Annotated in this window: 21 protein-coding genes; 16 read left to right on the forward strand and 5 right to left on the reverse strand. The window is 71.6% G+C overall.

Translation table 11 applies throughout. The features are described from left to right. The first annotated feature begins 131 nt into the window (after nucleotides 1–131). Both D0Y53_RS04565 and D0Y53_RS04570 read left to right on the forward strand, forming a co-directional pair. The gene (locus tag D0Y53_RS04565) at nucleotides 132–1,100 is read left to right on the forward strand and encodes a helix-turn-helix transcriptional regulator (protein WP_117202012.1); all 969 of its coding nucleotides are present in this window, start codon (nucleotides 132–134) and stop codon (nucleotides 1,098–1,100) included. A gap of 4 nt (nucleotides 1,101–1,104) precedes the next feature. Then, nucleotides 1,105–2,034, forward strand: a complete 930-nt coding sequence (locus tag D0Y53_RS04570) for a patatin-like phospholipase family protein (protein WP_117202013.1) — start codon at nucleotides 1,105–1,107, stop codon at nucleotides 2,032–2,034. Nucleotides 2,035–2,045: 11 nt separating this feature from the next. Here the strand turns inward: D0Y53_RS04570 and D0Y53_RS04575 are convergent, their stop codons facing one another. Then, complete coding sequence (locus tag D0Y53_RS04575; RefSeq protein ID WP_117202014.1) at nucleotides 2,046–2,363, reverse strand: hypothetical protein; 318 nt, start codon at nucleotides 2,361–2,363, stop codon at nucleotides 2,046–2,048. 111 nt (nucleotides 2,364–2,474) lie between these two features. Here D0Y53_RS04575 and D0Y53_RS04580 point away from each other — a divergent pair, with 111 nt between their 5' ends. The 10 genes from D0Y53_RS04580 (at nucleotide 2,475) to hslU (ending at nucleotide 12,661) form a co-directional block, all read left to right on the forward strand. Continuing rightward, nucleotides 2,475–4,634: a prolyl oligopeptidase family serine peptidase gene (locus tag D0Y53_RS04580; RefSeq protein WP_117202015.1), complete on the forward strand. Its 2,160-nt coding sequence runs from the start codon at nucleotides 2,475–2,477 to the stop codon at nucleotides 4,632–4,634. Between the two features lie 53 nt (nucleotides 4,635–4,687). After that, nucleotides 4,688–6,856 carry a S9 family peptidase gene (locus D0Y53_RS04585; protein WP_117202016.1) on the forward strand — a complete coding sequence of 723 codons (2,169 nt, stop codon included), beginning with the start codon at nucleotides 4,688–4,690 and terminating at the stop codon, nucleotides 6,854–6,856. Between the two features lie 3 nt (nucleotides 6,857–6,859). Continuing rightward, nucleotides 6,860–7,291 carry a YbaN family protein gene (locus D0Y53_RS04590; RefSeq protein ID WP_117202017.1) on the forward strand — a complete coding sequence of 144 codons (432 nt, stop codon included), beginning with the start codon at nucleotides 6,860–6,862 and terminating at the stop codon, nucleotides 7,289–7,291. A gap of 37 nt (nucleotides 7,292–7,328) precedes the next feature. Continuing rightward, nucleotides 7,329–7,592: an LPS translocon maturation chaperone LptM gene (gene lptM / locus D0Y53_RS04595; RefSeq protein WP_117202018.1), complete on the forward strand. Its 264-nt coding sequence runs from the start codon at nucleotides 7,329–7,331 to the stop codon at nucleotides 7,590–7,592. 3 nt (nucleotides 7,593–7,595) lie between these two features. Beyond that, nucleotides 7,596–8,456, forward strand: a complete 861-nt coding sequence (dapF, locus tag D0Y53_RS04600) for a diaminopimelate epimerase (protein ID WP_117202019.1) — start codon at nucleotides 7,596–7,598, stop codon at nucleotides 8,454–8,456. After that, nucleotides 8,453–9,142 carry a DUF484 family protein gene (locus D0Y53_RS04605; protein ID WP_117202020.1) on the forward strand — a complete coding sequence of 230 codons (690 nt, stop codon included), beginning with the start codon at nucleotides 8,453–8,455 and terminating at the stop codon, nucleotides 9,140–9,142. Before dapF ends, D0Y53_RS04605 begins: the two co-directional genes overlap by 4 nt. 4 nt (nucleotides 9,143–9,146) lie before the next feature. Then, entirely contained in the window at nucleotides 9,147–10,046 is a 900-nt protein-coding gene (gene xerC / locus D0Y53_RS04610) for a tyrosine recombinase XerC (protein WP_117202021.1), read from the forward strand. Between the two features lie 61 nt (nucleotides 10,047–10,107). After that, nucleotides 10,108–10,539, forward strand: a complete 432-nt coding sequence (locus tag D0Y53_RS04615) for a hemerythrin domain-containing protein (RefSeq protein WP_117202022.1) — start codon at nucleotides 10,108–10,110, stop codon at nucleotides 10,537–10,539. A gap of 49 nt (nucleotides 10,540–10,588) precedes the next feature. After that, nucleotides 10,589–11,140, forward strand: a complete 552-nt coding sequence (gene hslV / locus D0Y53_RS04620) for an ATP-dependent protease subunit HslV (RefSeq protein WP_117202023.1) — start codon at nucleotides 10,589–10,591, stop codon at nucleotides 11,138–11,140. A gap of 126 nt (nucleotides 11,141–11,266) precedes the next feature. Continuing rightward, nucleotides 11,267–12,661, forward strand: coding sequence for an ATP-dependent protease ATPase subunit HslU (gene hslU / locus D0Y53_RS04625; protein WP_117202024.1), 1,395 nt, complete (start codon nucleotides 11,267–11,269; stop codon nucleotides 12,659–12,661). A 7-nt stretch (nucleotides 12,662–12,668) separates the two neighbouring features. Here hslU and D0Y53_RS04630 read toward each other — a convergent pair whose 3' ends face one another. The 3 genes from D0Y53_RS04630 to D0Y53_RS04640 form a co-directional block, all read right to left on the reverse strand. After that, on the reverse strand, nucleotides 12,669–14,357 hold the full coding sequence (locus D0Y53_RS04630; protein ID WP_158550573.1) for a GspE/PulE family protein: 1,689 nt from the start codon (nucleotides 14,355–14,357) through the stop codon (nucleotides 12,669–12,671). 133 nt (nucleotides 14,358–14,490) lie between these two features. Beyond that, on the reverse strand, nucleotides 14,491–14,970 hold the full coding sequence (locus D0Y53_RS04635) for a DUF2231 domain-containing protein (RefSeq protein WP_117202026.1): 480 nt from the start codon (nucleotides 14,968–14,970) through the stop codon (nucleotides 14,491–14,493). 8 nt (nucleotides 14,971–14,978) lie between these two features. Continuing rightward, nucleotides 14,979–15,332, reverse strand: a complete 354-nt coding sequence (locus D0Y53_RS04640; protein WP_117202027.1) for a hypothetical protein — start codon at nucleotides 15,330–15,332, stop codon at nucleotides 14,979–14,981. Between the two features lie 201 nt (nucleotides 15,333–15,533). On the opposite strand from D0Y53_RS04640, the gene ubiE reads away from it, so the two are divergent. Next, a complete protein-coding gene (gene ubiE / locus D0Y53_RS04645) occupies nucleotides 15,534–16,295 on the forward strand; it encodes a bifunctional demethylmenaquinone methyltransferase/2-methoxy-6-polyprenyl-1,4-benzoquinol methylase UbiE (RefSeq protein WP_117202028.1) in 762 nt (253 codons plus the stop codon). Nucleotides 16,296–16,518: 223 nt separating this feature from the next. Here ubiE and D0Y53_RS04655 read toward each other — a convergent pair whose 3' ends face one another. Then, entirely contained in the window at nucleotides 16,519–18,765 is a 2,247-nt protein-coding gene (locus D0Y53_RS04655) for a carbohydrate binding family 9 domain-containing protein (RefSeq protein ID WP_158550574.1), read from the reverse strand. Nucleotides 18,766–18,999: 234 nt separating this feature from the next. On the opposite strand from D0Y53_RS04655, the gene D0Y53_RS04660 reads away from it, so the two are divergent. The 3 genes from D0Y53_RS04660 to D0Y53_RS04670 all read left to right on the forward strand — a co-directional run bounded on the left by D0Y53_RS04660 (nucleotide 19,000) and on the right by D0Y53_RS04670 (nucleotide 22,787). Further along, nucleotides 19,000–20,955, forward strand: coding sequence for a M1 family metallopeptidase (locus D0Y53_RS04660; RefSeq protein ID WP_117202031.1), 1,956 nt, complete (start codon nucleotides 19,000–19,002; stop codon nucleotides 20,953–20,955). A gap of 72 nt (nucleotides 20,956–21,027) precedes the next feature. Next, entirely contained in the window at nucleotides 21,028–22,041 is a 1,014-nt protein-coding gene (locus tag D0Y53_RS04665; protein ID WP_233511644.1) for an alpha/beta fold hydrolase, read from the forward strand. Beyond that, nucleotides 22,038–22,787 (forward strand): hypothetical protein, encoded by a 750-nt coding sequence (locus tag D0Y53_RS04670; RefSeq protein ID WP_233511645.1) that lies wholly within the window; start codon nucleotides 22,038–22,040, stop codon nucleotides 22,785–22,787. Before D0Y53_RS04665 ends, D0Y53_RS04670 begins: the two co-directional genes overlap by 4 nt. Nucleotides 22,788–22,821: the final 34 nt, after the last annotated feature.

The following is a 22,821-nucleotide window of genomic DNA, read 5'->3' on the forward strand; positions in this document are numbered from 1 at the left end:
GCCCCGGATCGCCCGCGACGCGACCGCTGCGGCGGGTCGGAGCCCGGTCCGGGGACGGGGCAGGCAAGGCCGGCGGGGGGCCGGAAATGGCGACTGCGGCGCGGCCGCCCGGGGCGCGCCATAATCGGCGCATGGACCGCTACGAACGCATCATTGCCCTGCATCGCACCCTGCGCGCCGCACGCTACCCGGTGACGGTACCGCGATTGCAGGACGAACTCGGCTGCTCGCGCGCCACCGTGTATCGCGATCTCGCTTTCCTGCGCGATGCGCTGATGGCGCCGATCCTCGGCGACGGCGAGGCCGGCTTCCGTTACGACCCGGCCGAGGGCGAGCGTTTCGAGTTGCCGGGCCTGTGGCTCAACTCCGAGGAACTGCACGCGCTGCTGGCCGCGCAGCAACTGCTGGCGCGCAGCGGCGGTGGCGTGCTGTCGGGCGCGCTGGCGCCGCTGCAGCAACGGATCGAGAAGCTGCTGGACGAGCATTCCAGCGGCAAGCGCTGGCCGGTGGAGCGGGTGCGGGTGATCCCGCACCGCACCCGCGGAATGGACGAGGCCGCGTTCCGGATCGTGTGTTCGGCGGTGCTGGAGCGGCGCCAGCTGGCGTTCGAGTACCGCGCCCGTTCCACCGGCGAGAAGACCCGGCGCACGGTCTCGCCGCAGCGCATCACCCACTACCGCGACAACTGGTACCTGGACGCCTTCGACCACGAGCGCGAGGCGCTGCGCAGTTTTTCGGTCGACCGCATCGGCGCGGCGCGGATGCTCGATGCGGCGGCCCGCGACATCGCCGAGGCCGAGCTGGACCAGCACCTGGCCGGCAGCTACGGCATTTTTTCCGGCGCGCCCAAGGGCTGGGCCACGATCGTGTTCAACGATCGCGCCGCGCGCTGGGTGGCCGACGAGCACTGGCACTCGCAGCAGCAGGGGCGCTTCCTCGCCGACGGCCGCTACGAGCTGAAGCTCCCCTACAGCTCCTCGCGCGAGCTGCTGATGGACGTGCTGCACTACGGGGCCGACGCCGAGATCGTGGACCCGCCGTCGCTGCGCGAACAGGCGCGCGCGCTGCTGGCGCTGGCGCTGGCCAACTACGACCGCTGAGCCGATGCCCGGCGCCGAGGCCCCGAAGATCCGCCACGGCGAGAAAGTCGCGCTGGTGCTCGGTTCCGGCGGCGCCCGCGGGCTGGCGCAGATCGGGGTGATCGAGGCGCTGGAAGCGCGCGATTTCGACATCGTCGCCATCGCCGGCAGTTCCAGCGGCGCGCTGGTCGGCGGCCTGCACGCGGCGGGCCGGCTCGCCGATTACCGCGACTGGCTGCTGGGCATGGACCGCAACGCGATGCTGCGGCTGCTGGACCCGGGCTGGGGGCGCGCCTCGCTGTTCACCGGCACCCGGCTGGTGGCGGCGCTGCGCGAGGTCGCCGGCTCGCCGCGGATCGAGGAGCTGCCGATCGACTTCACCGCGGTCGCGGTCGACCTGCTGCGCGAGCGCGAGGTGTGGCTGCGCCACGGCGACATGTGGGACGCGATCCGCGCCTCGTTCGCGGTCCCCGGCGTGTTCACCCCGCACGTGGTGCAGGGCCGGGCGCTGGTGGACGGCGGCCTGCTGGCGCCGTTGCCGATCGCCGCCACGCGCATGTCCGGCGCGCAGCGGCTGGTCGCGGTGGACATGCACGGCTGGCCGCAACGGCCGCCGGGCCCGCCGGCAGCCGCGGACGACAACGGCAGCGACAACGGCAATGGCACCGGCAACCACCGCAACGGCGACCGTACTTCCCGATGGTGGGCGCGGTTCGCACGCCGCGGCGCGCTGGCCAGCGGGCGCGAGCAGCTGGGGTTCACCGAGCTGATGGCGCGCTCGCTGGACACCATGCAGGCGCAGATCGCGCGCGTGCACCTGGCGCTGGACCCGCCGGAACTGGTGATCCGGATCCCGCGCGACGCCTGCCAGTTCTACGAGTTCTGGCGCGCACGCGAGCTGGTCGACATCGGCCGCGACGCCGCCGACCGGGCGCTGGACGCGGCCGGGTACTAGGCCGCTGCCGTTCAGGCGGCGTAGGCGGCGCGGGCGGCGGCGCGCGCCGGAACCCGGCGCCGGGCCTGGGGCGCGCGTCGGCGCAGGCGCGATGCCGCCACGGCCGGCGCCGGCGCGCGCCACCGCGGCAGGCGGCAACCGTGCAGCGCCCACAGGCTGGCCAGCGGCATCGCCAGCAGCCACAGCCACAGCGCGCCGATCCACGGGTGGGCGCCGCGCGCGGCCGGCAGCGCCGCAACCAGCACCGCGCCGGCGAGGACGATCCGGTGCAGCGCCCGCACCAGGCGCGGATCGGGAACGATGGGGTCGCGGACGGGATGGCGGGCCATGGCGGGTCTCTTCGGAACGATGCCCCGCAGCCTGGCGCGGCCCCATCTCACGGGCTGCGAACCGGCCGCCGATGGTAGATTGGCCGGCCCGATGCCGTTGCCGGAGCCAGAATGACGCCGTTGCCGACCGCCTGCCGCGCGCTGCTCGCCGCGGGAATTTTCGCCCTGGCCGCGCCGGCCCTTGCCACCGATCCGAAGGAGCCCGCCGTGGCCGACCCCCAGGCCCAGACCGCCGATCCCTACCTGTGGCTGGAGGACGTCACCGGCGACCAGGCCCTGGGCTGGGCACGACAGCAGAATGCGCGCACCGACGCCGAGCTCGCCAGCGGACCGGAATTCGCGCAGTTGCAGGCCGACCTCCTCGCGATCCTGGATTCCGACGCCAAGATCCCGGAGGTGCAGAAACTCGGCGAGTACTACTACAACTTCTGGAAGGACGCGCAGCACGAGCGCGGCCTGTGGCGCCGCACCACCCTGGCTGAATACCGCAAGCCCGAGCCGGCGTGGGAAACCGTCATCGACCTGGACGCGCTGAACCAGGCCGAGGGCGAGAACTGGGTCTGGCACGGCGCCGACTGCCTCAAGCCCGACTACCGGCGCTGCCTGGTCGCGCTGTCGCGCGGCGGCGCCGACGCCGACGTCACCCGCGAGTTCGACCTGACGACGAAACAGTGGGTCGCGGACGGTTTCTTCCGCCCCGAAGCCAAGGGCGCGCTGCGCTGGATCGACGCGGACACCGTGTTCGCGGTCACCGACTTCGGCCCGCAATCGTCGAACAAGGCCGGCTATGCGCGCTTCGCCAAGGAATGGAAGCGCGGCACCCCGCTGACGGCGGCGACCACCGTGTTCGAGGGTCCCGCCGACAACGCCGGCTACGGCGTCTACGCCGAGCGCGACCACACTCCGGGATTCGTGCGCGACTTCGTGCTGCATTACCTGGACAGTCGCGACACGGCGCTGTACCAGCGGCTGCCCGGCGGCGCACTGGTCAAGGTCGCGGCGCCCGACTCCAGCGAAAAGGGCGTGCAGCGCGAGTGGCTGACCGTGAAGCTGCGCGAGCCGTGGACCGTCGGCGGCCGCACGTATCCGGCCGGCGCGCTGCTGGCCACGCACTACGACGCGTTCATGGCCGGCGGGCGCGAGTTCGCGATGCTGTTCGAGCCCACCGCGACGACCTCGCTGGAAAGCTACGCCTGGACCCGCTCGCACCTGGTGCTGAACGTGCTCGACGACGTCAAGAACCGGCTGCGCGTGCTGACCCCGGGCGCGGCCGGCTGGACCGCGTCGGAGTTCGTCGGCGCGCCCGCCATCGGCACCCTCGACGTGCGCGCGGTGGACGCCGACGACAGCGACGCGGTGTGGCTGACCGCGACCGATTACCTCACGCCCACGACGCTGTCGCTGGCGCAGATCGGGCAGACGCCGGAGCAGCTGAAGTCGATGCCGGCGTTCTTCGACGCCTCCAACCTGGTGCTCGAACAGCATTTCGCCAGCAGCGCCGACGGCACCCGCGTGCCGTACTTCATCGTCCACCGCCAGGGCGTGCCGCACGACGGCAAGCAGCCGACCCTGCTGTACGGCTACGGCGGCTTCGAGGTCTCGCTGACGCCGGCGTACTCGGGCATCGTCGGCAAGGGCTGGCTCGAGCATACCGATGAACGCGGGGGCGGCGTCTACGTCGTCGCCAACATCCGCGGCGGTGGCGAATACGGGCCGCGCTGGCACCAGGCCGCGCTCAAGGCCAACCGGCACAAGGCCTACGAGGACTTCGCCGCGGTGGCCCGCGACCTGATCGCGCACGGCATCACCAGCCCGGAGCACCTCGGCATCATGGGCGGCAGCAACGGCGGCCTGCTCACCGGCAACATGCTCACCCGCTATCCGGAGCTGTTCGGCGCGGTGGTGATCCAGGTGCCGCTGCTGGACATGCAGCGCTACAGCCACCTGCTGGCCGGCGCCTCGTGGATGGCCGAGTACGGCGATCCCGACACCGCCGACTGGACCTACATCCGCAGTTTCTCGCCGTACCACCGTTTCGATCCGGCGCAGGCCTACCCGCCGACCTTCATCTGGACCACCACCCGCGACGACCGCGTGCATCCCGGCCACGCCCGCAAGATGGCGGCGAAGATGCTCGCCGCCGGCAAGGACGTGCGCTACTTCGAGAACACCGAAGGCGGCCACGGCGCCGGCGCTACCAACGCGCAATCCGCGCACGTGTGGGCGCTGACCTACCGCTTCCTGTGGCGCCAGCTGGGCGCCGGACACTGACCACGCGATGCCCCGCGCGGGGCGTTTGCCTTCGCCATCCGGAACCCCCATCCATGCAGTTCCCGACCCCGCTGCTCGTCCTCGTCCTCGCCATGACCGCACCCGCCTTCGCCCAGACCCTGCCGCCGCCGCCCGATGCCGCCCGCCAGGCGCATGTCGTCAAGGCGCCACACGGCGCCGAGCGCGTCGACGAGTACTACTGGCTGCGCGACGACAAGCGCGAGCGCCCGGAGGTGCTCGGCTACCTGAACGCCGAGAACGCCTACGCCGACGCGCTGATGGCGCCGCTCAAGACGCTGGAGGACACGCTGTACCGGGAGATCGTCGCGCGCATCAAGCAGGACGACAGCTCGGTGCCCTACCGCGAGCGCGGCTGGTGGTACTACAGCCGCTACGTCGCCGGCCAGGACTATCCGGTCCATGCCCGCCGCCGCGCTGCCGACGGCGTGGACGCGGTGAGCATCCAGGCCGCCAACGACCGCGGCGATTTCGCCGGCGAGCAGATCCTGCTGGACGTGAACGCGCTGGCCCGCGGCCACGACTACTACGCCGCCAACCCGGTCGCCGTCAGCCAGGACAACCGGCTGCTGGTCTGGGCCGACGACACCAACGGCCGCCGCCAGTACACCCTGCGCTTCACCGACCTGGACAGCGGCCGGACCTATCCGGAAACCATCGCCGGCACCAGCGGCGACGCGGTCTGGGCCGACGACAACCGCACCGTGTTCTATGTCGAGAACGATCCGGACACGCTGCTGACCACGCGGGTGAAGCAGCACGTGCTCGGCAGCGACCCGGCCACCGACCCGGTGGTCTACGAGGAGACCGACGACAGCTACTACATGGGCGTGGACCGCAGCCGCGACGACCGCTACCTGGTCATCGTCCTGGACAGCACCGTCTCCAGCGAGCTGCGCTACACCCCGGCCGCCGCGCCCGGCGCGTTCGCGGTGCTGGCCCCGCGCGAGCGCGACGTGGAATACGACGCCGACCATTTCGGCGGGCGCTGGGTGATCCGCACCAATGCCGACGGCGCCACCAACTTCAAGCTGGTGGTCGCGCCCGACGGCGCCGACTCGCGCGCGCAGTGGCAGGACTGGATCGCGCACGACCCGCAGGTCTACATCGAGGGCTTCGAGCTGTTCGACGGCTTCACCGCGATCGCCGAACGTTCGCAGGGGCTGGAGCGCATCCGCATCCGCAAGCGCGACGGCAGCGAGGACTACGTCAAGGCCGACGAGAGCGCCTATTCGATGGGCATCGACGTCAACGCCGAACCGGACACCACCTGGCTGCGCTACGGCTACACCTCGCTGACCACCCCGGAGATCACCTACGAGGTCGACGTCGCCAGCGGCAAGCGCCGCCGGCTCAAGCAGCAGCCGGTGCCCGGTTACGACGCGTCGAAGTACGTCACCGAGCGCGTCTGGGTGCCGGCGCGCGACGGCAAGGCGCGGATCCCGGTGACCCTGGTGTACGCCAAGGACTTCCGGCGCGACGGCACCGCGGCCATGCTGCAGTACGGCTACGGCAGCTACGGCCTGTCGATGGACCCGAACTTCAACGCCACCATCGTCAGCCTGCTCGACCGCGGCATGGTGTACGCGCTGGCGCACATCCGCGGCGGCCAGGAACTGGGCCGGGCCTGGTACGACGACGGCAAGCTGTTCAACAAGAACAACACCTTCACCGACTTCATCGACGTCACCCGCTGGCTGGTCGAGCACAAGTACGCGGCCAGGGACCGCGTGGCGGCGATGGGCGGCAGCGCCGGCGGCCTGCTGATGGGCGCGGTGGCCAACCTGGCGCCGGACGATTACCGCGTGATCCTGTCGCAGGTGCCGTTCGTGGACGTGGTGACCACGATGCTGGACGCCAGCATCCCGCTGACCACCAACGAGTACGACGAGTGGGGCAACCCGGAGGCGAGCCGCGCGTCCTACGACTACATGCTCGGCTATTCGCCCTACGACAACCTCAAGCCGCAGGCGTATCCGGCGATGTTCGTCGGCACCGGGCTGTGGGATTCGCAGGTGCAGTACTGGGAGCCGGCCAAGTACGTGGCGCGCCTGCGCGACCTCGACACCGGCACGCACCCGGTCGTGTTCCGCACCAACATGGAAGCCGGCCACGGCGGCAAGTCAGGCCGCTTCCGCCGCTACCGCGAGCGCGCCGAGATGTACGCCTTCATGCTCGACCAGCTCGGCGTCGCCGCCCGCTAGGACGTGGCGACGCAGACGCCGGCGCCGCGCGGTCCGCGGCCGCCCCCGGACCCGGCGGCGGCTCCGGGATCGGGGCGCTGGCGCTGGGCGTGGTGGCTGCTGGCCTACGCGGCGCTGGGCCTGGGGCTGGTCGGGATCGTGCTGCCGGGGCTGCCGACGGTGCCGCTGGTGCTGCTGGCCGCCTACGCCGCCGCGCGCGGCTCACGGCGCCTGCATCGCTGGCTGCTGGCGCACCGCCAGTTCGGCCCGGTGATCCGCGACTGGCAGGCGCAGGGTGCGGTCAGCCGTCGCGGCAAGCGCCTGGCCACCGCGATGATGTCCGCCTGCGCGGCGATCCTGTTTCTGACCGCGCCGCAGGTCTGGATGGCGGCTACCGGCACTGCGATCATGGCCGCGGTCGCGCTGTGGCTGTGGACGCGTCCGGAGCCGCGTTGACGGCGCCGCCGGCAGGCGCCCGCGCTACACTGCCGGCATGAAAACGCTCCCCGTCCTCGCCCTGGTCGCGGCCGCGCTGCTGCTCGCCGCTTGCGGCAACAAGGGCCCGCTGCTGCTGCCCTCGCAGATGCCCGAAGCCGTGCCAGCGATGCCCGCGCCGGACGCCGACGCGCCGCCCGCGGCGCCGGCCGAGGACGCCGCCCCGGCGGACGACAGCGTCCCGCCGCCGCCCCCTGCGCCTGCGCCGCCCGCCGCGCCCGAACCCCCGCCGGCGCCGCCCGCTGCCGACAGCGACGACTGAGCGATGGGCGCCGCGCCGCGACCCCTGGCCACGCCGCTGCGCTTCACCAAGATGCACGGCGCCGGCAACGACTTCGTCGTGCTGGACCTGCGCGCCGGTGCGCCGCCGCCGTCGCCCGCGCTCAGCCGCGCGCTCGCCGACCGCCACACCGGCGTGGGCTGCGACCAGATCCTGACCGTGGAGCCGCCGCGCAGCGCGGAAGCGGTCGCCGCGTACCGGATCTGGAATGCCGACGGCTCGCCGGCGCAGCAGTGCGGCAACGGCGCGCGCTGCATCGCCGCCTGGCTGGTGCGCGACGGCGCCGCGACGGGTACGCGCTTCGTGCTCGACAGCCCCGCCGGCCGGCACGCGGTCGAGCGCCTGGACGACGGCCACTACCGCATCGCCATGGGCGTGCCGCAATTCGCGCCGCAGGCGCTGCCGCTGCTCGGGTTCGACGCGGCGCAGGACGAATACGCGCTGGCGGTGGACGGGCGGCAAGTGCGCTTCGGCGCGGTGTCGATGGGCAACCCGCACGCGCTGATCGAGGTCGAGGCCGTCGAGGCCGCGCCGGTGGCCGCGCTCGGCGCCGCGCTGCAGGCGCAGGCGGCGTTCCCGCAGTCGGTCAACGTCGGCTTCGTCCAGGTCCAGGCCCGCGACCGCATCCGCCTGCGCGTGTACGAGCGCGGCGCCGGCGAAACCCGGGCCTGCGGCAGCGGCGCCTGCGCCGCGGCGGCGATCCTGATGCGCCGCGGCCGCATCGATCGCGAAGTCGCGGTGGTGCTGCCCGGCGGCACGTTGCGCATCGGCTGGCGCGAGGACGACGCGCCACTCACAATGGCCGGGCCGGCGGCATTCGTCTTCGAAGGAGAGTTCCTGGCATGAGCGACAGCAGCGAAAGGCACGCCCAGGAAAAGCTCGGCGCGCACGAAGTCGCGGCCTGGCTGCGCCGGCATCCGAAGTTTTTGCAGCAATTCCCGGACCTGGCGATCAGCATGGTGGTGCCACGCGAGCAGGGCCCGGCGGCGTCGCTGGCCAGCTACCAGCTGGAGGTGTTGCGCGACAAGAACCGCGAGCTGTCGCGGCGGCTGCAGGAGTTGTTCGCCAATGCGCAGGAGAACGAGCGCCTGGCGGTGCGCACCCACCAGCTGACCCTGGCGCTGCTGCGCCAGGCCAGCGCCGCCGACACGCTGCGGGCGATGGCGGCCTCGCTGGCCGAGGATTTCCAGGGCGACCTGGTGCGGATCGTGCTGTTCGACGCGGTCGCCGGCCTGGACGACGTCGACTGGCTGCAGACGATCGCCGGCGACGACACGGCGCTGGCGCCATTCCGCGATTGCCTGGCCGAGGGCGAACCGCTGTGCGGGCGCCTGCAGCCGGAGAAGAACGCGCTGCTGTACGGCGAACGCGCCGCGGAGGTGCAGTCGAGCGCGCTGCTGCCGCTGCCGGGCGTCGGCCTGCTCGCGGTCGGCAGCCGCGAACCCAACCGCTTCTATCCGGGCATGGGCACCTTGTTCCTGCGGATGATGGGCGAGGCGCTGGCGACCGCCTTGCGCCGTTTCGACCGCTGAGCGGATGAGCGCCAGCGCCGCACCGGTCGAGGAGTTCCTCGCCCACCTGCAGGTGGAACGGCGGATGTCGGCGCACACGCTGGACGCCTACCGCCGCGACCTCGATGCGCTCGCGGCCTGGGCGCGGGCGCAGGCGCGCGAGCTGCCGGCGCTGGGCAGCGAGGACATCCGCGCGTTCGTCGCCGCCGAGCACCGCCGCGGACTGTCGCCCAAGAGCCTGCAGCGGCGGCTGTCGGCGGTGCGCAGCTTCTATCGCTGGCTGCTCAAGCGCGGCCGCATCGCCGCCAGCCCCGCCGCCGCGATCCGCGCGCCGAAAGCGCCGCGCAAGCTGCCGCATGTGCTGGACCCGGACGAGGCCAAGGCGCTGGTCGAAGTGCCGACCGATGCGCCGCTGGGCCTGCGCGACCGCGCGCTGCTGGAGCTGTTCTATTCCTCCGGCCTGCGCCTGTCGGAACTGTGCGCGCTGCGCTGGCGCGACCTGGCCCTGGACGAGGGCCTGGTCACGGTGCTGGGCAAGGGCGGCAAGCAGCGCAGCGTGCCGGTCGGCTCGCATGCGCGCGCCGCGCTGGCGGCCTGGCGCGCTGAACAGCCGCCGACCTCCGCCGAGACGCCGGTGTTCCCCGGCCGCCACGGCCCGATCACCCCGCGCGCGGTGCAGCTGCGCCTGCGGCTGCTGGCGCAGCGCCAGGGCCTGTTCAAGCGCGTGCATCCGCACCTGCTGCGGCATTCTTTCGCCAGCCACGTGCTGGAATCCTCCGGTGACCTGCGCGGGGTGCAGGAACTGCTGGGCCACGCCGACATCGCCACCACCCAGATCTACACCCACCTGGACTTCCAGCACCTGGCCAAGGTCTACGACGCCGCACATCCGCGCGCCCGGCGCAAGTCCGGAGGCGAGCGGTGAGCGCGTCGTCGCGGCCGCGCGCTGGCGACGGCCGCGCCGGTCGCGGCGCAGGCGTTGCCGCGTGAGCGAGGCGCGTCCCGACACCACCAACCAGCTCCCGCGCCGCGGCGTGCTGCGCGCGCTGTCGCAGGAACACCATCAGGCGCTGGTGCTGGGGCGCGACTGCAAGCGCGCGAGCGATGCCGAGGTCGCCGCGCTGCGCGCGCGCATCGCGGCCCATCACCGTGAGGTGCTGGTGGCCCATTTCGCCGCCGAGGAAGCCCTGCTGCGGCGGCACGCGGCCGCGGTGCCGGCGGCGCTGCAGGAGCGCACGCGCGCCGACCACGCCTGGCTGCGTGCCCGGGCGCAGGCGATGCCGCCGACGGCGGCCGCGATCGCCGAGTACGGCCAGCGGCTGACCGACCACGTCCGCTTCGAGGAGCGCGTGCTGTGGCCGGTGCTGCAGCGGCTGCCGGCCGCCGACCTCGCCCCGGCGGGCTCCGACCCGCCTTGAGACGCCGCGCGGCGGCCCCCACATCGGTCAGGTCTCCCGGGAGTCGCCGATGGATCCGAGCCAGCAGCCCAACGTGTTCCATGCCACCACCATCGTCTCGGTGCGCCGCGACGGCCGCGTGGTGGTCGCCGGCGACGGCCAGGTGACGCTCGGCAACACGGTGATGAAGGCCAATGCGCGCAAGGTGCGCCGGCTGGGCAAGGACGGCCAGGTGCTGGCCGGTTTCGCCGGCGCCGCCGCCGACGCCTTCACCTTGTTCGAGTTGTTCGAGGCCAAGCTGGAGAAACACGGCCAGTTGACCCGCGCCGCGGTCGAGCTGGCCAAGGATTGGCGCACCGAGCGTCGCTTCGGCAAGCTCGAGGCGCTGCTGGCGGTGGCCGACCGCGAGACCTCGCTGATCGTTTCCGGCACCGGCGACGTGATCGAGCCGGAGGACGGCCTGGTCGCGATCGGTTCCGGCGGCCCGTTCGCGCTGTCGGCGGCGCGCGCGCTGCTGGCGCACACGCAGCTGGACGCCCGCGCGGTCGCGGTCGAGGCGCTGGGCATCGCCGGCGACATCTGCATCTACACCAACCGCAACGTCGTGGTCGAGGAACTCTGACAATCCGGCCGTTCGCCCTGGGCGTAGCGCCGTAGGCGCGAAGTCGAAGGGTGGGATGGCCCGTGGCACTGCGATGTCCTTCGACTCTGCCGCTTCGCGGCTACGCCCAGGACGAACGGATCCGAAATGCACAAGACCGAAAACACCTCCGCCACCATGACCCCGCGCGAGATCGTGCAGGAGCTGGACAAGCACATCGTCGGCCAGCAGGCCGCCAAGCGCGCGGTGGCGATCGCGCTGCGCAACCGCTGGCGGCGGATGCAGCTCGCCCCGGAGCTGCGCGACGAAGTGATGCCGAAGAACATCCTGATGATCGGCCCCACCGGCGTCGGCAAGACCGAGATCGCGCGGCGGCTGGCGACCCTGGCCAACGCGCCGTTCGTCAAGGTCGAGGCGACCCGCTTCACCGAGGTCGGTTACGTCGGCAAGGACGTGGAGCAGATCATCCGCGACCTGGCCGACACCGCGGTCAAGCTGTACCGCGAGCAGGCCAAGGCGCGGGTACGCACCCAGGCCGAGGAGCGCGCCGAGGAGCGGATCCTCGATGCGCTGCTGCCGCGGCGCGAAGTGCCGGCGACCGGCTTCGGCTTCGGCGCCCAGACCACGATCGACATCGGCGCCGAACCCTCGGCCCGGCACGCCGCCGACAGCGACACCCGCACCAAGCTGCGCAAGCAACTGCGCAGCGGCGCGCTGGATGCGCGCGAGATCGAGATCGAGACCGCGGTCAACGTCGGCGTCGACATCATGGCGCCGCCGGGGATGGAGGAAATGGGCCAGCAGCTGCGGCAGATGTTCGCGCAGGTCGCCGGCAGCAAGACCCACAAGCGCAGCCTGACGATCGCCGCCGCGCGCCCGCAGCTGGTCGAGGAGGAGGCCGCGCGCCTGGTCAACGAGGAGGAAGTGCGCGAGGCCGCGATCCAGGCCTGCGAGCAGCACGGCATCGTCTTCATCGACGAGATCGACAAGGTCGCCAAGCGCGCCGAAGGCTACGGCGCCGACGTCAGCCGCGAGGGCGTGCAGCGCGACCTGCTGCCGCTGGTGGAAGGCTCCACCGTCAGCACCAAGTACGGGCCGGTGAAGACCGACCACATCCTGTTCATCGCCTCCGGCGCGTTCCACCTGGCCAAGCCCAGCGACCTGATTCCGGAGATGCAGGGCCGCTTCCCGATCCGGGTCGAGCTGAGCGCGCTGAGCAAGGACGATTTCGTCCGCATCCTGACCGAACCGAAAGCGGCGCTGACCACGCAGTACGTGGAGTTGCTGAAGACCGAGGGCGTCGCGCTCCGCTTCGCCGGCGACGCCATCGAGCGCCTGGCCGACATCGCCGCGCAGGTCAACGAGCGCCAGGAGAACATCGGCGCGCGGCGCCTGCACACGGTGCTCGAGCGCCTGCTCGACACGCTCAGCTACGAGGCCCCGGACCGCGGCGGCGACACGGTCGCCATCGACCGCGCCTACGTCGACGCGCACCTGGGCGAGCTGGTGCAGGACCCGGATCTGTCGCGCTACATCCTCTGAGCGGCGCTCAGTCCGCCCGCACCCGCCAGGCTTCGGCCAGCGAGATCGCGCCGCTGCGGGCCAGCGCGACCGCGGCCCGGGTGATCGGCACCATGCCTTCCTCGATCGCGGCGGCGTGGATCGCGTCGGCTTCCGCGCCGGGCACGATCAGCGCCCGCAGTCGCGGCGTCAGCACCATCAGCTCGTACACCGCCTGGCGCTTGTGCACGCCCAGGCCGTCGCAGCGGCTGCAGCCGCGGCCGATGTGGAAGACCTCGTCCAGGCCCACGCCCAGTGCCGCGCGCACGTGCGCGTCGACCGGCTCGGGTTCGCGGCAGTGCGCGCAGGTCAGCCGTACCAGCCGCTGCGAGATCACCGCCAGCAACGAGGCCCGCAGCAGGTAGGCTTCCACGCCCAGGTCCAGCAGCCGCGTCACCGTGGTTGCGGCGGTGTTGGTGTGCAGCGTGCTCAGCAGCAGGTGGCCGGTGAGCGCGCTTTCCACCGCGATGTCGGCGGTCTCGCGGTCGCGGATCTCGCCGACCATGATCACGTCCGGGTCGTGGCGCAGGAAGTTGCGCATCGCGCTGGCGAAGGTGAAGCCGGCGGCCCGGTTCACCTGCATCTGCTGGATGTCCTCGATGTGGAACTCGACCGGGTCCTCGATCGTGAGCACGTTGATGCGCTGCTTGCGCAGCTCCAGCAGCATCGCGTACAGGGTGGTGGACTTGCCGCAGCCGGTGGGGCCGGTGGCCAGGAACATGCCGTGGCTGCGCTGCATCACGTCGTCCACGCGCTGGCGGTCGGCGCCGGTCAGCCCGAGCTGGTCGAGGCTCCACAGGCTCTCGTTGGTGTCCAGCAGGCGCACCACCACGCTCTCGCCGAACACCGCCGGCAGCACCGAGATGCGCAGGTCGACCTTGCGCCCGTCGTCGAGCACAAAGCTGGTGCGGCCGTCCTGCGGCTTGCGGTGCTCGGCCAGGTTCATCGCCCCGAGCACCTTGATCCGGCAGACCACCGCCGGGTGCAGCGCCCGCAGCAGCGCACGCACCGGCACCATCTCGTCGTCGATGCGGTACAGCACGTCGGTGCCGTGCGGGCCCGGGCGCAGGTGGATGTCGGACGCGCGGCGCGCGACCGCGTCGGCGATCAGGGTGTGGACCAGGTGCACCACCGGCCGTTGCCGGGCCAGTCGCTGCGCTTCCTCCTCGCTGGCATCGACCGCGCCGGCCAGCGGGTCCAGCCCGAGCTGGCGCACCGTCTCCTGGTCCTCGGCGCGGTCGTAGCAGCGGGCGATGGCCTCGCGGATCTCGCGCGGGGTGGCGACCAGCGGGACGATGCGTTCGCGGCTGAGGAAGTCGAGCATCGCGTGCACGTTGCCCGCGCCCGGCGACTCCATCGCCACCGCGACCATGCCCTCGCGCACGCGCAGCGGCACCGCGCGCAGTTCGCGTGCGACCCGCGGCGCGATCAGCGCCAGCGCGGCCGGATCCGGCGTCAGCGCCGCCAGCCGCACCAGCGGCAAGCCGAGCCGCAACGCGGTGTCGTAGCTGCGCTCGTCGGCGTCCTCGCCCAGCGCCAGCCAGGCGGTCAGGTCGAGGCCGTGCGATTCGCGCGGGGAGGAAAAAGCCTGGCGCGAATACCCGGCCAGATAGGCGTCCAGCGCCGCATCGTCTACCAGGGTCAGCGGCCCGCTGCTGTGTGTGCCGTCGTCGGCCATCGCCCCCTCTCCCCTTTGCGGCGAGTATGGGGGCGGCCGGCGCGGTCGCATTGATTCGGGTCAAAATCGAGCGGCGCCGCACCTGCGGCCCCGCATTCATCCGCCGGGCGCAGCGCCGGCGACGTGGCGAACCTCAGGCCGGTCCGCGCTCCGCGGCGGACGGCTCCGGCGTCGGCACCTGGCCGACGCCGTGCCGGTACACCAGTTCGGCGCCGGCCCAGGCGCCGGCCAGCAGCAGCCCGAACCCGAGCAGCGATGCGGCCAGGCCCGACCAGGCCATGGCCGCGGTGGGCAGGTGCGTGGGTGAGCGCAGCAGCAGGTCGAGCACGAACACGCTCCACGCGCTGCCCATCAGCAGCAGGTGGCGCTGCGCGGTTCGCTGCGCCGGATGCGCCGCCGCCAGGCGCAGCAGGTCGACCAGCCCGGCCGCCATCGCCGCCAGCGCGGTGGCGGTCCCGATCGCCAGCAGCCAGAAGCTGCAGCGCCACCACAGCGGCGTCTGCAGCAGCAGGTACAGCGCGTCCAGCACCGGCACCGCGCTCCAGCAGGCGATCGGGAAATGCACCAGCGCCGGATGCAGCGGATGGCGCTGCCGGGCCGCTCGTGCGCGCATCGTCCGGCTCAGGCCTGCAGTTGCAGGATCGCGACCAGCAGGGTCGCGAACCCGGCCACCGCCAGCAGCGCATGCAGCCCGATCACCGCCTTGGGGTGCTGCTGCTTGCGCAGGTGGAACGACAGCAGGTAGAAGCCGCCGAGCGCGGCGATCACCAGCACCGCGAGGGCGATCCGCGCGGTCTGGCTGCCGCTGCCGGTGAGCGCGCCGACGATCAGCAGCACCAGGCCGGCGGCGCCGAGCACGCCATGGCCGAGCGCCAGCGGCAGCGGCAGCGCCTGCCCCTTGAAGGCGCGCAGCGCCAGTACCAGCCCGCCCAGGGCGCCCAACGCGAACAGTACCGCCGCATAGATCAGCATCATGATGTGTGTCTCCCCGTGGATTGCGTTGCCGCGGCTCGCCGTCGGCGAGCCGTCCCCCGCAAGCGCGACCGCCGGCAGGCACCGGCGGGCATCGTTGCCGGACGATTGCAGCCGGCGCGTGCGCGGACGGCAACGCCGGCATGTGCAAAGGCCGTGGCGGCGCGAATCGATCGGGGGCGACGGCGATGCGATAATCCGCCCATGAGCGATCCGGCCCACCCCTCCGACACCACCCACTTCGGCTACCGCGAGGTGCCCACCGGCGACAAGCAGAAGCTGGTCGGGCAGGTGTTCTCCTCGGTCGCCGGCAACTACGACCTGATGAACGACCTGATGTCGCTGGGCATCCACCGGGTCTGGAAACGCTACTTCGTCGCCACCGCGCAGGTGGGCAAGGGCGATCGCGTGCTCGACCTGGCGGGCGGGACCGGCGACATTGCCGCGCTGCTGAAAGACCGCGTCGGCGACGCCGGCGAGGTGGTGCTGGGCGACATCAACGCCGGCATGCTGCGCGTGGGTCGCGACCGCCTGACCGACCGCGGGCTGGTGCGCGGGCTGGAGTACGTGCAGTGCAACGCCGAACAGCTGCCGTTCCCCGACGCCAGCTTCGACCTGGTCACCATCGCCTTCGGCCTGCGCAACGTCACCGACAAGGATGCCGCGCTGCGCGAGATGCAGCGCGTGCTCAAGGTCGGCGGGCAGGCGCGGGTGCTGGAGTTCTCGGAAGTGCAGGCCGACTGGTTCAAGCCGCTCTACGACTTCCACTCGTTCAAGGTGCTGCCGCGGCTCGGGCAACTGTTCGCGCACGACGCCGGCAGCTACCGGTACCTGGCCGAGTCGATCCGCCGGCATCCGCCGCAGGACGAACTCAAGGCGATGATGGAAGCGGCCGGGTTCGCGCGCGTGGACTACCGCAACCTCAATGCCGGGATCGTCGCGATCCATACCGGCTACAGGGTCTGAGGCGTGAATCTGCTGCGGCGCGCAGTTGTTTGTACGACGCGCCGCGCAGCATCGCCTGTCACGCACCCCTCACCCTGATCCGCTGCGCGGATCTGTCCCTCACCCCGCTGCGCGGGGCGAGGGGACGGTTCTGTCCGCTGCGGGGGGCGGGGGCAATGCTGTTCCTTCTCCCCGCTTGCGGGGAGAAGGTGCCGAAGGCGGATGAGGGGCTGCTTTTCCCGGCCTACGGCTGCCAGCCGTAACTGAGCTTCAGGAACATGCTGCGGGTATCGCCGAACAGGTCCGGGTTGTCGTCGTCCATGAACGCGCCATAGGACGCGCCGGCGTAGACCACGGTGTGTGGATTCACCTTGTACGAATAGACCATCTGCGCGGCCCAGTCGCGCGCGGTTGCGTCGACCGGGTCCAAGTACAACGTCTGGTCGCGCTGCACGTCGCTGCCCTGCAGGGTCAGGCGCAGGCGCTGGCGCGGGTCGAGCTGCCAGCTGCCGCCGGCGTTGAGCACGGTGGCGGTGAACGCGGTGCCGCCGTTGCGGCGCATGCGCTGGCGGATCAGGTCCCAGTTCATGGCGATGCCACGACCGACGTTGGCGTTGCCCCAGACCTCGAGCATCGTGCGCCGGCCGGTCTGCTCCGCGGCCAGGTCGATCATCGTGCCCACCTGCATGTAGGCGCCCAGTTGCAGGTTGCCGCTCGGGCGGTAGTTGCCGTTGACGTCGACATAGTGCTCGTCGAACAGCGTGCCCTGCCAGAAGCGCTGGCGGGTCATGCCGTGCAGGGTGAGCTGGCTCTGCTTCGGGCCCTGCACGCTGGCCTGGCCTTCCCACTCGCGCTCCAGCAACTGGCCGTCGTAGCGGTGGGTGACGTCGAAATCGGCGTACACGGAAATGCGGTTGAAAGACTTGTCGTCGCGGTACCACGTGTGCTGGCCGCCGAGCAGCGACTTGTCGTAGCCGACCTGGCCCATGAAGCCCAGGTCGGCGCGGAAGCCGGGGTCGATGTTCTCGTGCCAGGCGTCGAAGTTCCAGTTGCGGCTGTCGTAGAGATATTCGGCGCGCCAGGCGTTGCCGGTGGGTGTGGGGTCGCCGCCGAGTTCGTCTTTGTAGGTGTCGACGATGGCCAGCGGATATTCGGACTGGCTGTGCAGCAGCTGCGCGGTGGCGGTGTGCGCACCCTGTTGCCAGCGCGCATCCACGCCGGCCACGTTATTGGCGTAGTCGTCGCCTTGGCGGAAGGTGCCGATCGCGCCGACGCTGACATGGGTGTTGAAGTCGTAGCGGTAGCGGCCGACGGCGACATCCGCCTTCTGGTCGAGCTGCTCGAAGCCGGAGCCGAGCACGCCGGGCACCAGCAGCAAGGTGGTGGCGTCGCGCGCGACGATCGCGCCGTAGGCGCCGCTGCCGGTGCGGCCGGTGACGCGCAGGCCGAAGTCCGGGTCGGCGATCTGGCGGGTGTAGAGCACGTCGAACTGGCTGGTGAAGTAGTCCGCGCCCTCGAGGAAGAACGGCCGCTTCTCCTGGTAGAACAGGGCGAAGCTGTCGTTGAAGTTCAGCTGCAGCTGGTCGGTCTCGACCTGGGAGAAATCCGGGTTGATGGTGGCGTTGAGGGTCATCGCCGGCGACGGCGCCCAGCTCACGTCCAGGCCCGGTTCGATCGAGCTGTCGCCGCTTTGCCAGGGCTGTCCGGCGGCGTCGCGGCGCTGCGACTTGCCCATGGTCAGGGTCGGCACGACCTCCAGGTTGCGGCCCTGGTGCGCACCGGCAAAGCCCTCGTACTTGCCCCACTCGCACTGGAAACAGTTGGACTCGCGCGGCACCTTGTGGCTGGTCAGCTGGTGGCGCTTGTCGCGCGGCCAGTTACGGAACAGCGAGATGCCCCAGCGCTGGTCGCCGCCGCCGGTGGGAAAGCGCAGGGTCGAGAACGGGATGCGGATCTCGACGTCGTAGCCGTCCGCGGTGAGCTGGCCGGCGCTCTGCCACAGCCCGTCCCAGCTGGTGTCTTCCTGGTTGTTGGTGTTGGTTTCGTCGCGGATCAGGTCGGCCTGCACGCCCAGCGGGTTGACGATCAGCTCGTAGCCGCGGCGGTTGTCGTTGAAGGTGTCCAGGAACACGCCGACCCAGTCGTCGTCGAACGCGGCGTCGCGGTCGCGCAGGTGGGCGCGGATCTGCGACGGGTCGTCGTCCAACGCGTGGTAGGCCAGGTACAGCGCGTCGGTGGTGTAGCCGATGCGGACGACGGTCTTCACCGGCGCCGGGGTGTTGTCGCCGGGCTGGATGTCGTAGGCGATCTCCTGCACCAGCGCGCCCTGCCAAGCCGCGTCGTCGAGTTTGCCGTCGATGACGATCTCGCCCTGCAACTGCGGGATGCGGCCGCCGGGGACATCCCCGGCCGGAGCCGGTATGCCGGCGTCCTGGGCATGGGCAATGGGGGCGCACAGCAGCAGGGCGGCGAGCAGGGCGTGCAGGTTCAAGCGGCATTCTCCGGGAGGCGTCGGCAGTCCGGGGGTAGGGATGCACGTGCGGGCGTCCGGGTTGGCATGACCAATGGCAGGGACTGCAGGCCCAGTGCAGCTGCGCGATGCAGACGATGCGCGGTTGCGTGCCGGCGCAGGAGTGCCGCAAGTCGGGTTGACCCATGAATGGGTTTGCGGCAAGGACACGCAGGCGGCGCTAAACTCGCCGGCCCGTCCCATCGGCTCCTGCCCATGCGCCCACGCCTGCTGCTGTTGTCCGCCATCGCCGCCTTCGCCTTCGCCGGCTGCGCGCGCGAGTCCGCCCCGGCCGCCGACCGGGCCGCTCCGCCCGCCGCCCAGCCGGAGGCCGCCATGTCCACCGATGCCGTCGCCCGCGACGAGTTCTCCTACGCGCAGCCGGACCAGGTCCGCACCACCGACCTGGGGCTGGAGCTGGCGATCGACTTCGACAAGAAGCAGATCGCCGGCACCGCCACCTACGCGCTGGAATGGCTGGACCCGGAGGCGACGCAGCTGCTGCTGGACACGCGCGACCTGACCATCGACAAGGTCGAGGGCGCCGGCAAGGACGGACAGTGGGCGCCGCTGCGCTACGCGCTGGCCGACCCCGACCCGCTGCTGGGCAGCAAGCTCACCATCCAGACGCCCGAGCGCAACGCCACCGTGCGCATCGCCTACAGGACCTCGCCCGAGGCCTCCGGCCTGCAGTGGCTGGCGCCATCGATGACCCAGGGCAAGCGGCAGCCGTTCATGTTCAGCCAGTCGCAGCAGATCCACGCCCGCTCCTGGGTGCCGCTGCAGGACACCACCCAGGTGCGCTTCACCTACAGCGCGCACGTGACGGCACCGAAGGACACGATGGTGCTGATGAGCGCCGACAACGATCCCAAAGCCGTGCGTGATGGCGATTACAGCTTCACCATGCCGCAGAAGATCCCGTCCTACCTGCTGGCGATCGCCGCCGGCGACCTGGTGTTCAAGCCGATCTCCGAGCGCAGCGGGGTCTGGGCCGAGCCGGCGATGGTCGATCAGGCGCAGAAGGAATTCGAAGACACCGAGAAGATGATCCAGACCGCGGAATCGCTGTACGGCCCGTACCGCTGGGGCCGCTACGACCTGCTGGTGCTGCCGCCCTCGTTCCCCTACGGCGGCATGGAGAACCCGCGCCTGACCTTCGCCACCCCGACCGTGATCGTCGGCGACAAGTCGCTGGTGTCGCTGGTCGCGCACGAGCTGGCGCACAGCTGGTCCGGCAACCTGGTCACGTTTTCGACCTCGCGCGACGCCTGGCTCAACGAGGGCCTGACCAGCTACGTCGAGAACCGGATCGTGGAGGCGCTCTACGGCGAGGAGCGCGCCAACATGGAAAGCGTGATCGCTCGCGAGGAGCTGCGCGAGGAATTCACCGACGCCAACAAGCCGCTGCAACCGCTGGTGGTGAAGCCGGGCGACCTCAAGGACCCGGACGAGAACCTCACCGGCACCGTCTACACCAAGGGCGCCTGGTTCATGCAGTTCCTGGAGCACCGCTACGGCCGCGCCGATTTCGACGCCTTCCTGCGCGGCTACTTCGACCATTTCGCGTTCCAGAGCATCTCCAGCGCGCAGTTCGCGCAGTACGCCAAGGCCAACCTGCTGGACAAGCACCCGGGCAAGGTCGACCAGGCCGAGTTCGACGCCTGGCTGTACCAGCCGGGGATTCCGGCGACCGCGCCGCGGCTGCGCTCGCAGCGTTTCAGCATCGTCGATGCCGCGCGCATCGCCTGGACCGGGACCGGCAAGCTGCCGGCGTCGGTCGTGACCTCGGCGTGGGGCACACAGGAATGGGTGCGGTTCCTGGAAGGCATGCCGGACACGCTGAGCGCCGAGCAGATGGCGGCGCTGGATGGCGCCTACCACTTCACCGGCACCGCCAACGGCGAGATCGCGCAGCGCTGGTATCCGCTGGCGGTGCGCAGCGGCTACCACGCCGCCGATGATGCGATGGCCGCGTTCATGCAGCGCGTCGGCCGCCGCAAGCTGATCATGCCGATCTACAACGCGCTGGTGAAAACGTCCGAAGGCCTGCAGTTCGCGCAGCGGGTGTTCGCGCAGGCGCGGCCGGGCTACCACCCGATCACCAGCGGCTCGGTCGAGGCGGCGATCGCCAAGGCCCAGGCCGCGGGCGCCCCCGCCGACCCGCAGTGAGGCCGTCGCGCCTGCCGCCGACGGCCGCGCGGTTGGCGGCAGCCGCCTCCCGGTCCGGGCGCATGCCGCTGCGTGCCCGCGTCCGCGCCGGCGCCGGCGGCGCGGGGTGAGTCGCCGGCGGTGAAGCGCGGCGGCAAACGCGCGCTCCTCGCGCTGGCGCTCGCCCTGTTCGCGCTCGGCGGCTGGCTGGCGCACGATCCCTACCTGCTGGTGCGCGCGCAGTTCGAGCGCCAGCGCCTGGCTGCCGGCCTGGCGGCGGACACGATCGAGGTCGCCGACCATCGCTGGGTCTATGCGTCCAGCGATGTCGCACCCGCCGACGCGCCGGTGGTGGTGATGCTGCACGGCTTCACCGGCAGCAAGGAGAACTGGTATCCGCTGGCGCAGCGCCTGCGCGGCCGCTACCGGTTGCTGATCCCGGACTTGCCGGGCTGGGGCCAGAGCGAACGCAAGCCGGGGGCCGACTACGGCTTCCGCGCCCAGGCCGCGCGCGTGGACGCGTTCATCCGCGCGCTGTCGCCGGGCCGGCCGGTGGTGCTGCTGGGGCATTCCATGGGCGGCGGCATCGCCGCGCTGGTGGCGGCGCGCGATCCGGAGGCGGTCGCGCGGGTCGGGCTGCTGGATGCCGCGGGCGTGCGCTTCGACGACAACCGGTTCGGCATCGACGTGCTCGCCGGCCGGAATCCGTTCGCGGTCGACGACCGCGCCAGCCTCACGCGCTATATCGACACTGTGTTCCATCGCCCGGAAGCCAAGCCGTGGATCCCGTGGCCGGCGTCCAGCGGCCTGATCGCGCGCCGCCGCGCCGACGCCGGCTTCGAGCAGGCGGTGCTCGACCGCATCGGTCGCGGCCCCGAACGCTTCCTGCCCGGCGACGCCGCCGCCGCCATTGCGCAGCCGGCGCTGCTGCTGTGGTGCCGGCAGGACGCGGTGATCGATCCCAGCGCGCTGGAGCTGTACGCTGCGCGCCTGCCGCAGGCGACGCAGGTGCTGCTGGACGATTGCGGCCACATGTCGCTGATGGAACGCCCCGATGCGGTGGCCGATGCCGTGGTTGCGCTGATCGAACGAGGACAACCCCGATGACAGACCTGTCGAAGCCGGCTTTGTGCGTCTTGCTGTCGATGACGTTGTTGCTGGGCCTGCCTGCTTGCGATCGCAAGCAGCGCCTGGTCGAGCAGGCGGCCGCGCAGGCCGCGATGCAGGCCGCGATCGCCGAGGATGCCGCGAAACAGGCGGAAGCCGCGTTCGACGGTGCGCTCGCGCAGCAGAACTGGGCGCTGGCCAAGGCCCAGGCCGACGTGCTGCTGGCGCAATACCCGGAGACCGAGACCGCAGCGCGGGTGCGCAAGCAGTTCGACGCCGTCGCGGCCAGGGCCGAGGCCGCGCGCGAGCAGTCGCGCACCGCCGCGCTGTGGAGCTACAACCGCGAGCCGGTGCAGGGCGGCACGCAATTGTCGGCCTCGATCTATGCCAAGGACGAAGTCGACGTCGACGGCAGCGGCGCCACGCCGGTGCGGCTGATCTTCCGCGACCACCCGGCGTGGGGCAAAAGCGCCTACCTGGTGCTGCAGGCCGGCGACTTCGACTGCTACGGCGGCTGCAAGGTCCAGGTCGAGGTCGACGCTGCCGCGCCGAAGGCGATGGCCGCCTCGCGCCCGAAGACCGACGAGGCGATCGCGATGTTCATCGAGGACGAGCGCGGGCTGTGGCGAATGACCCGCGGCGCGAAGCTGCTGCAGATCCGGTTCCCGACCAGGGCCGTCGGCAGCAAGACGGCGGTGTTCGAGGTCGGCGGGCTGGATCGCGCGCAGTTGCCGGGTTGGGATTGAACCGCGACCGCGCCGGCATCACGCCGCGCTAAGG

The sequence above is a fragment of the Cognatiluteimonas weifangensis genome, assembly GCF_003416885.1.
Taxonomy (GTDB): domain Bacteria; phylum Pseudomonadota; class Gammaproteobacteria; order Xanthomonadales; family Xanthomonadaceae; genus Cognatiluteimonas; species Cognatiluteimonas weifangensis.

Bases quoted from the DNA above. Each gene is read 5' to 3' on its own strand.
- D0Y53_RS04670 (WP_233511645.1), top strand. From the start codon at position 22,038: ATGACAGACCTGTCGAAGCCGGCTTTGTGCGTCTTGCTGTCGATGACG.
- hslV (WP_117202023.1), top strand. From the start codon at position 10,589: ATGGATCCGAGCCAGCAGCCCAACGTGTTCCATGCCACCACCATCGTC.
- dapF (WP_117202019.1), top strand. From the start codon at position 7,596: ATGGGCGCCGCGCCGCGACCCCTGGCCACGCCGCTGCGCTTCACCAAG.
- D0Y53_RS04575 (WP_117202014.1), bottom strand. From the start codon at position 2,363: ATGGCCCGCCATCCCGTCCGCGACCCCATCGTTCCCGATCCGCGCCTG.
- D0Y53_RS04580 (WP_117202015.1), top strand. From the start codon at position 2,475: ATGACGCCGTTGCCGACCGCCTGCCGCGCGCTGCTCGCCGCGGGAATT.
- D0Y53_RS04570 (WP_117202013.1), top strand. From the start codon at position 1,105: ATGCCCGGCGCCGAGGCCCCGAAGATCCGCCACGGCGAGAAAGTCGCG.
- D0Y53_RS04640 (WP_117202027.1), bottom strand. From the start codon at position 15,332: ATGATGCTGATCTATGCGGCGGTACTGTTCGCGTTGGGCGCCCTGGGC.
- hslU (WP_117202024.1), top strand. From the start codon at position 11,267: ATGCACAAGACCGAAAACACCTCCGCCACCATGACCCCGCGCGAGATC.
- D0Y53_RS04565 (WP_117202012.1), top strand. From the start codon at position 132: ATGGACCGCTACGAACGCATCATTGCCCTGCATCGCACCCTGCGCGCC.
- D0Y53_RS04605 (WP_117202020.1), top strand. From the start codon at position 8,453: ATGAGCGACAGCAGCGAAAGGCACGCCCAGGAAAAGCTCGGCGCGCAC.
- D0Y53_RS04635 (WP_117202026.1), bottom strand. From the start codon at position 14,970: ATGCGCGCACGAGCGGCCCGGCAGCGCCATCCGCTGCATCCGGCGCTG.
- D0Y53_RS04630 (WP_158550573.1), bottom strand. From the start codon at position 14,357: ATGGCCGACGACGGCACACACAGCAGCGGGCCGCTGACCCTGGTAGAC.
- D0Y53_RS04585 (WP_117202016.1), top strand. From the start codon at position 4,688: ATGCAGTTCCCGACCCCGCTGCTCGTCCTCGTCCTCGCCATGACCGCA.
- lptM (WP_117202018.1), top strand. From the start codon at position 7,329: ATGAAAACGCTCCCCGTCCTCGCCCTGGTCGCGGCCGCGCTGCTGCTC.
- ubiE (WP_117202028.1), top strand. From the start codon at position 15,534: ATGAGCGATCCGGCCCACCCCTCCGACACCACCCACTTCGGCTACCGC.
- D0Y53_RS04660 (WP_117202031.1), top strand. From the start codon at position 19,000: ATGCGCCCACGCCTGCTGCTGTTGTCCGCCATCGCCGCCTTCGCCTTC.
- xerC (WP_117202021.1), top strand. From the start codon at position 9,147: ATGAGCGCCAGCGCCGCACCGGTCGAGGAGTTCCTCGCCCACCTGCAG.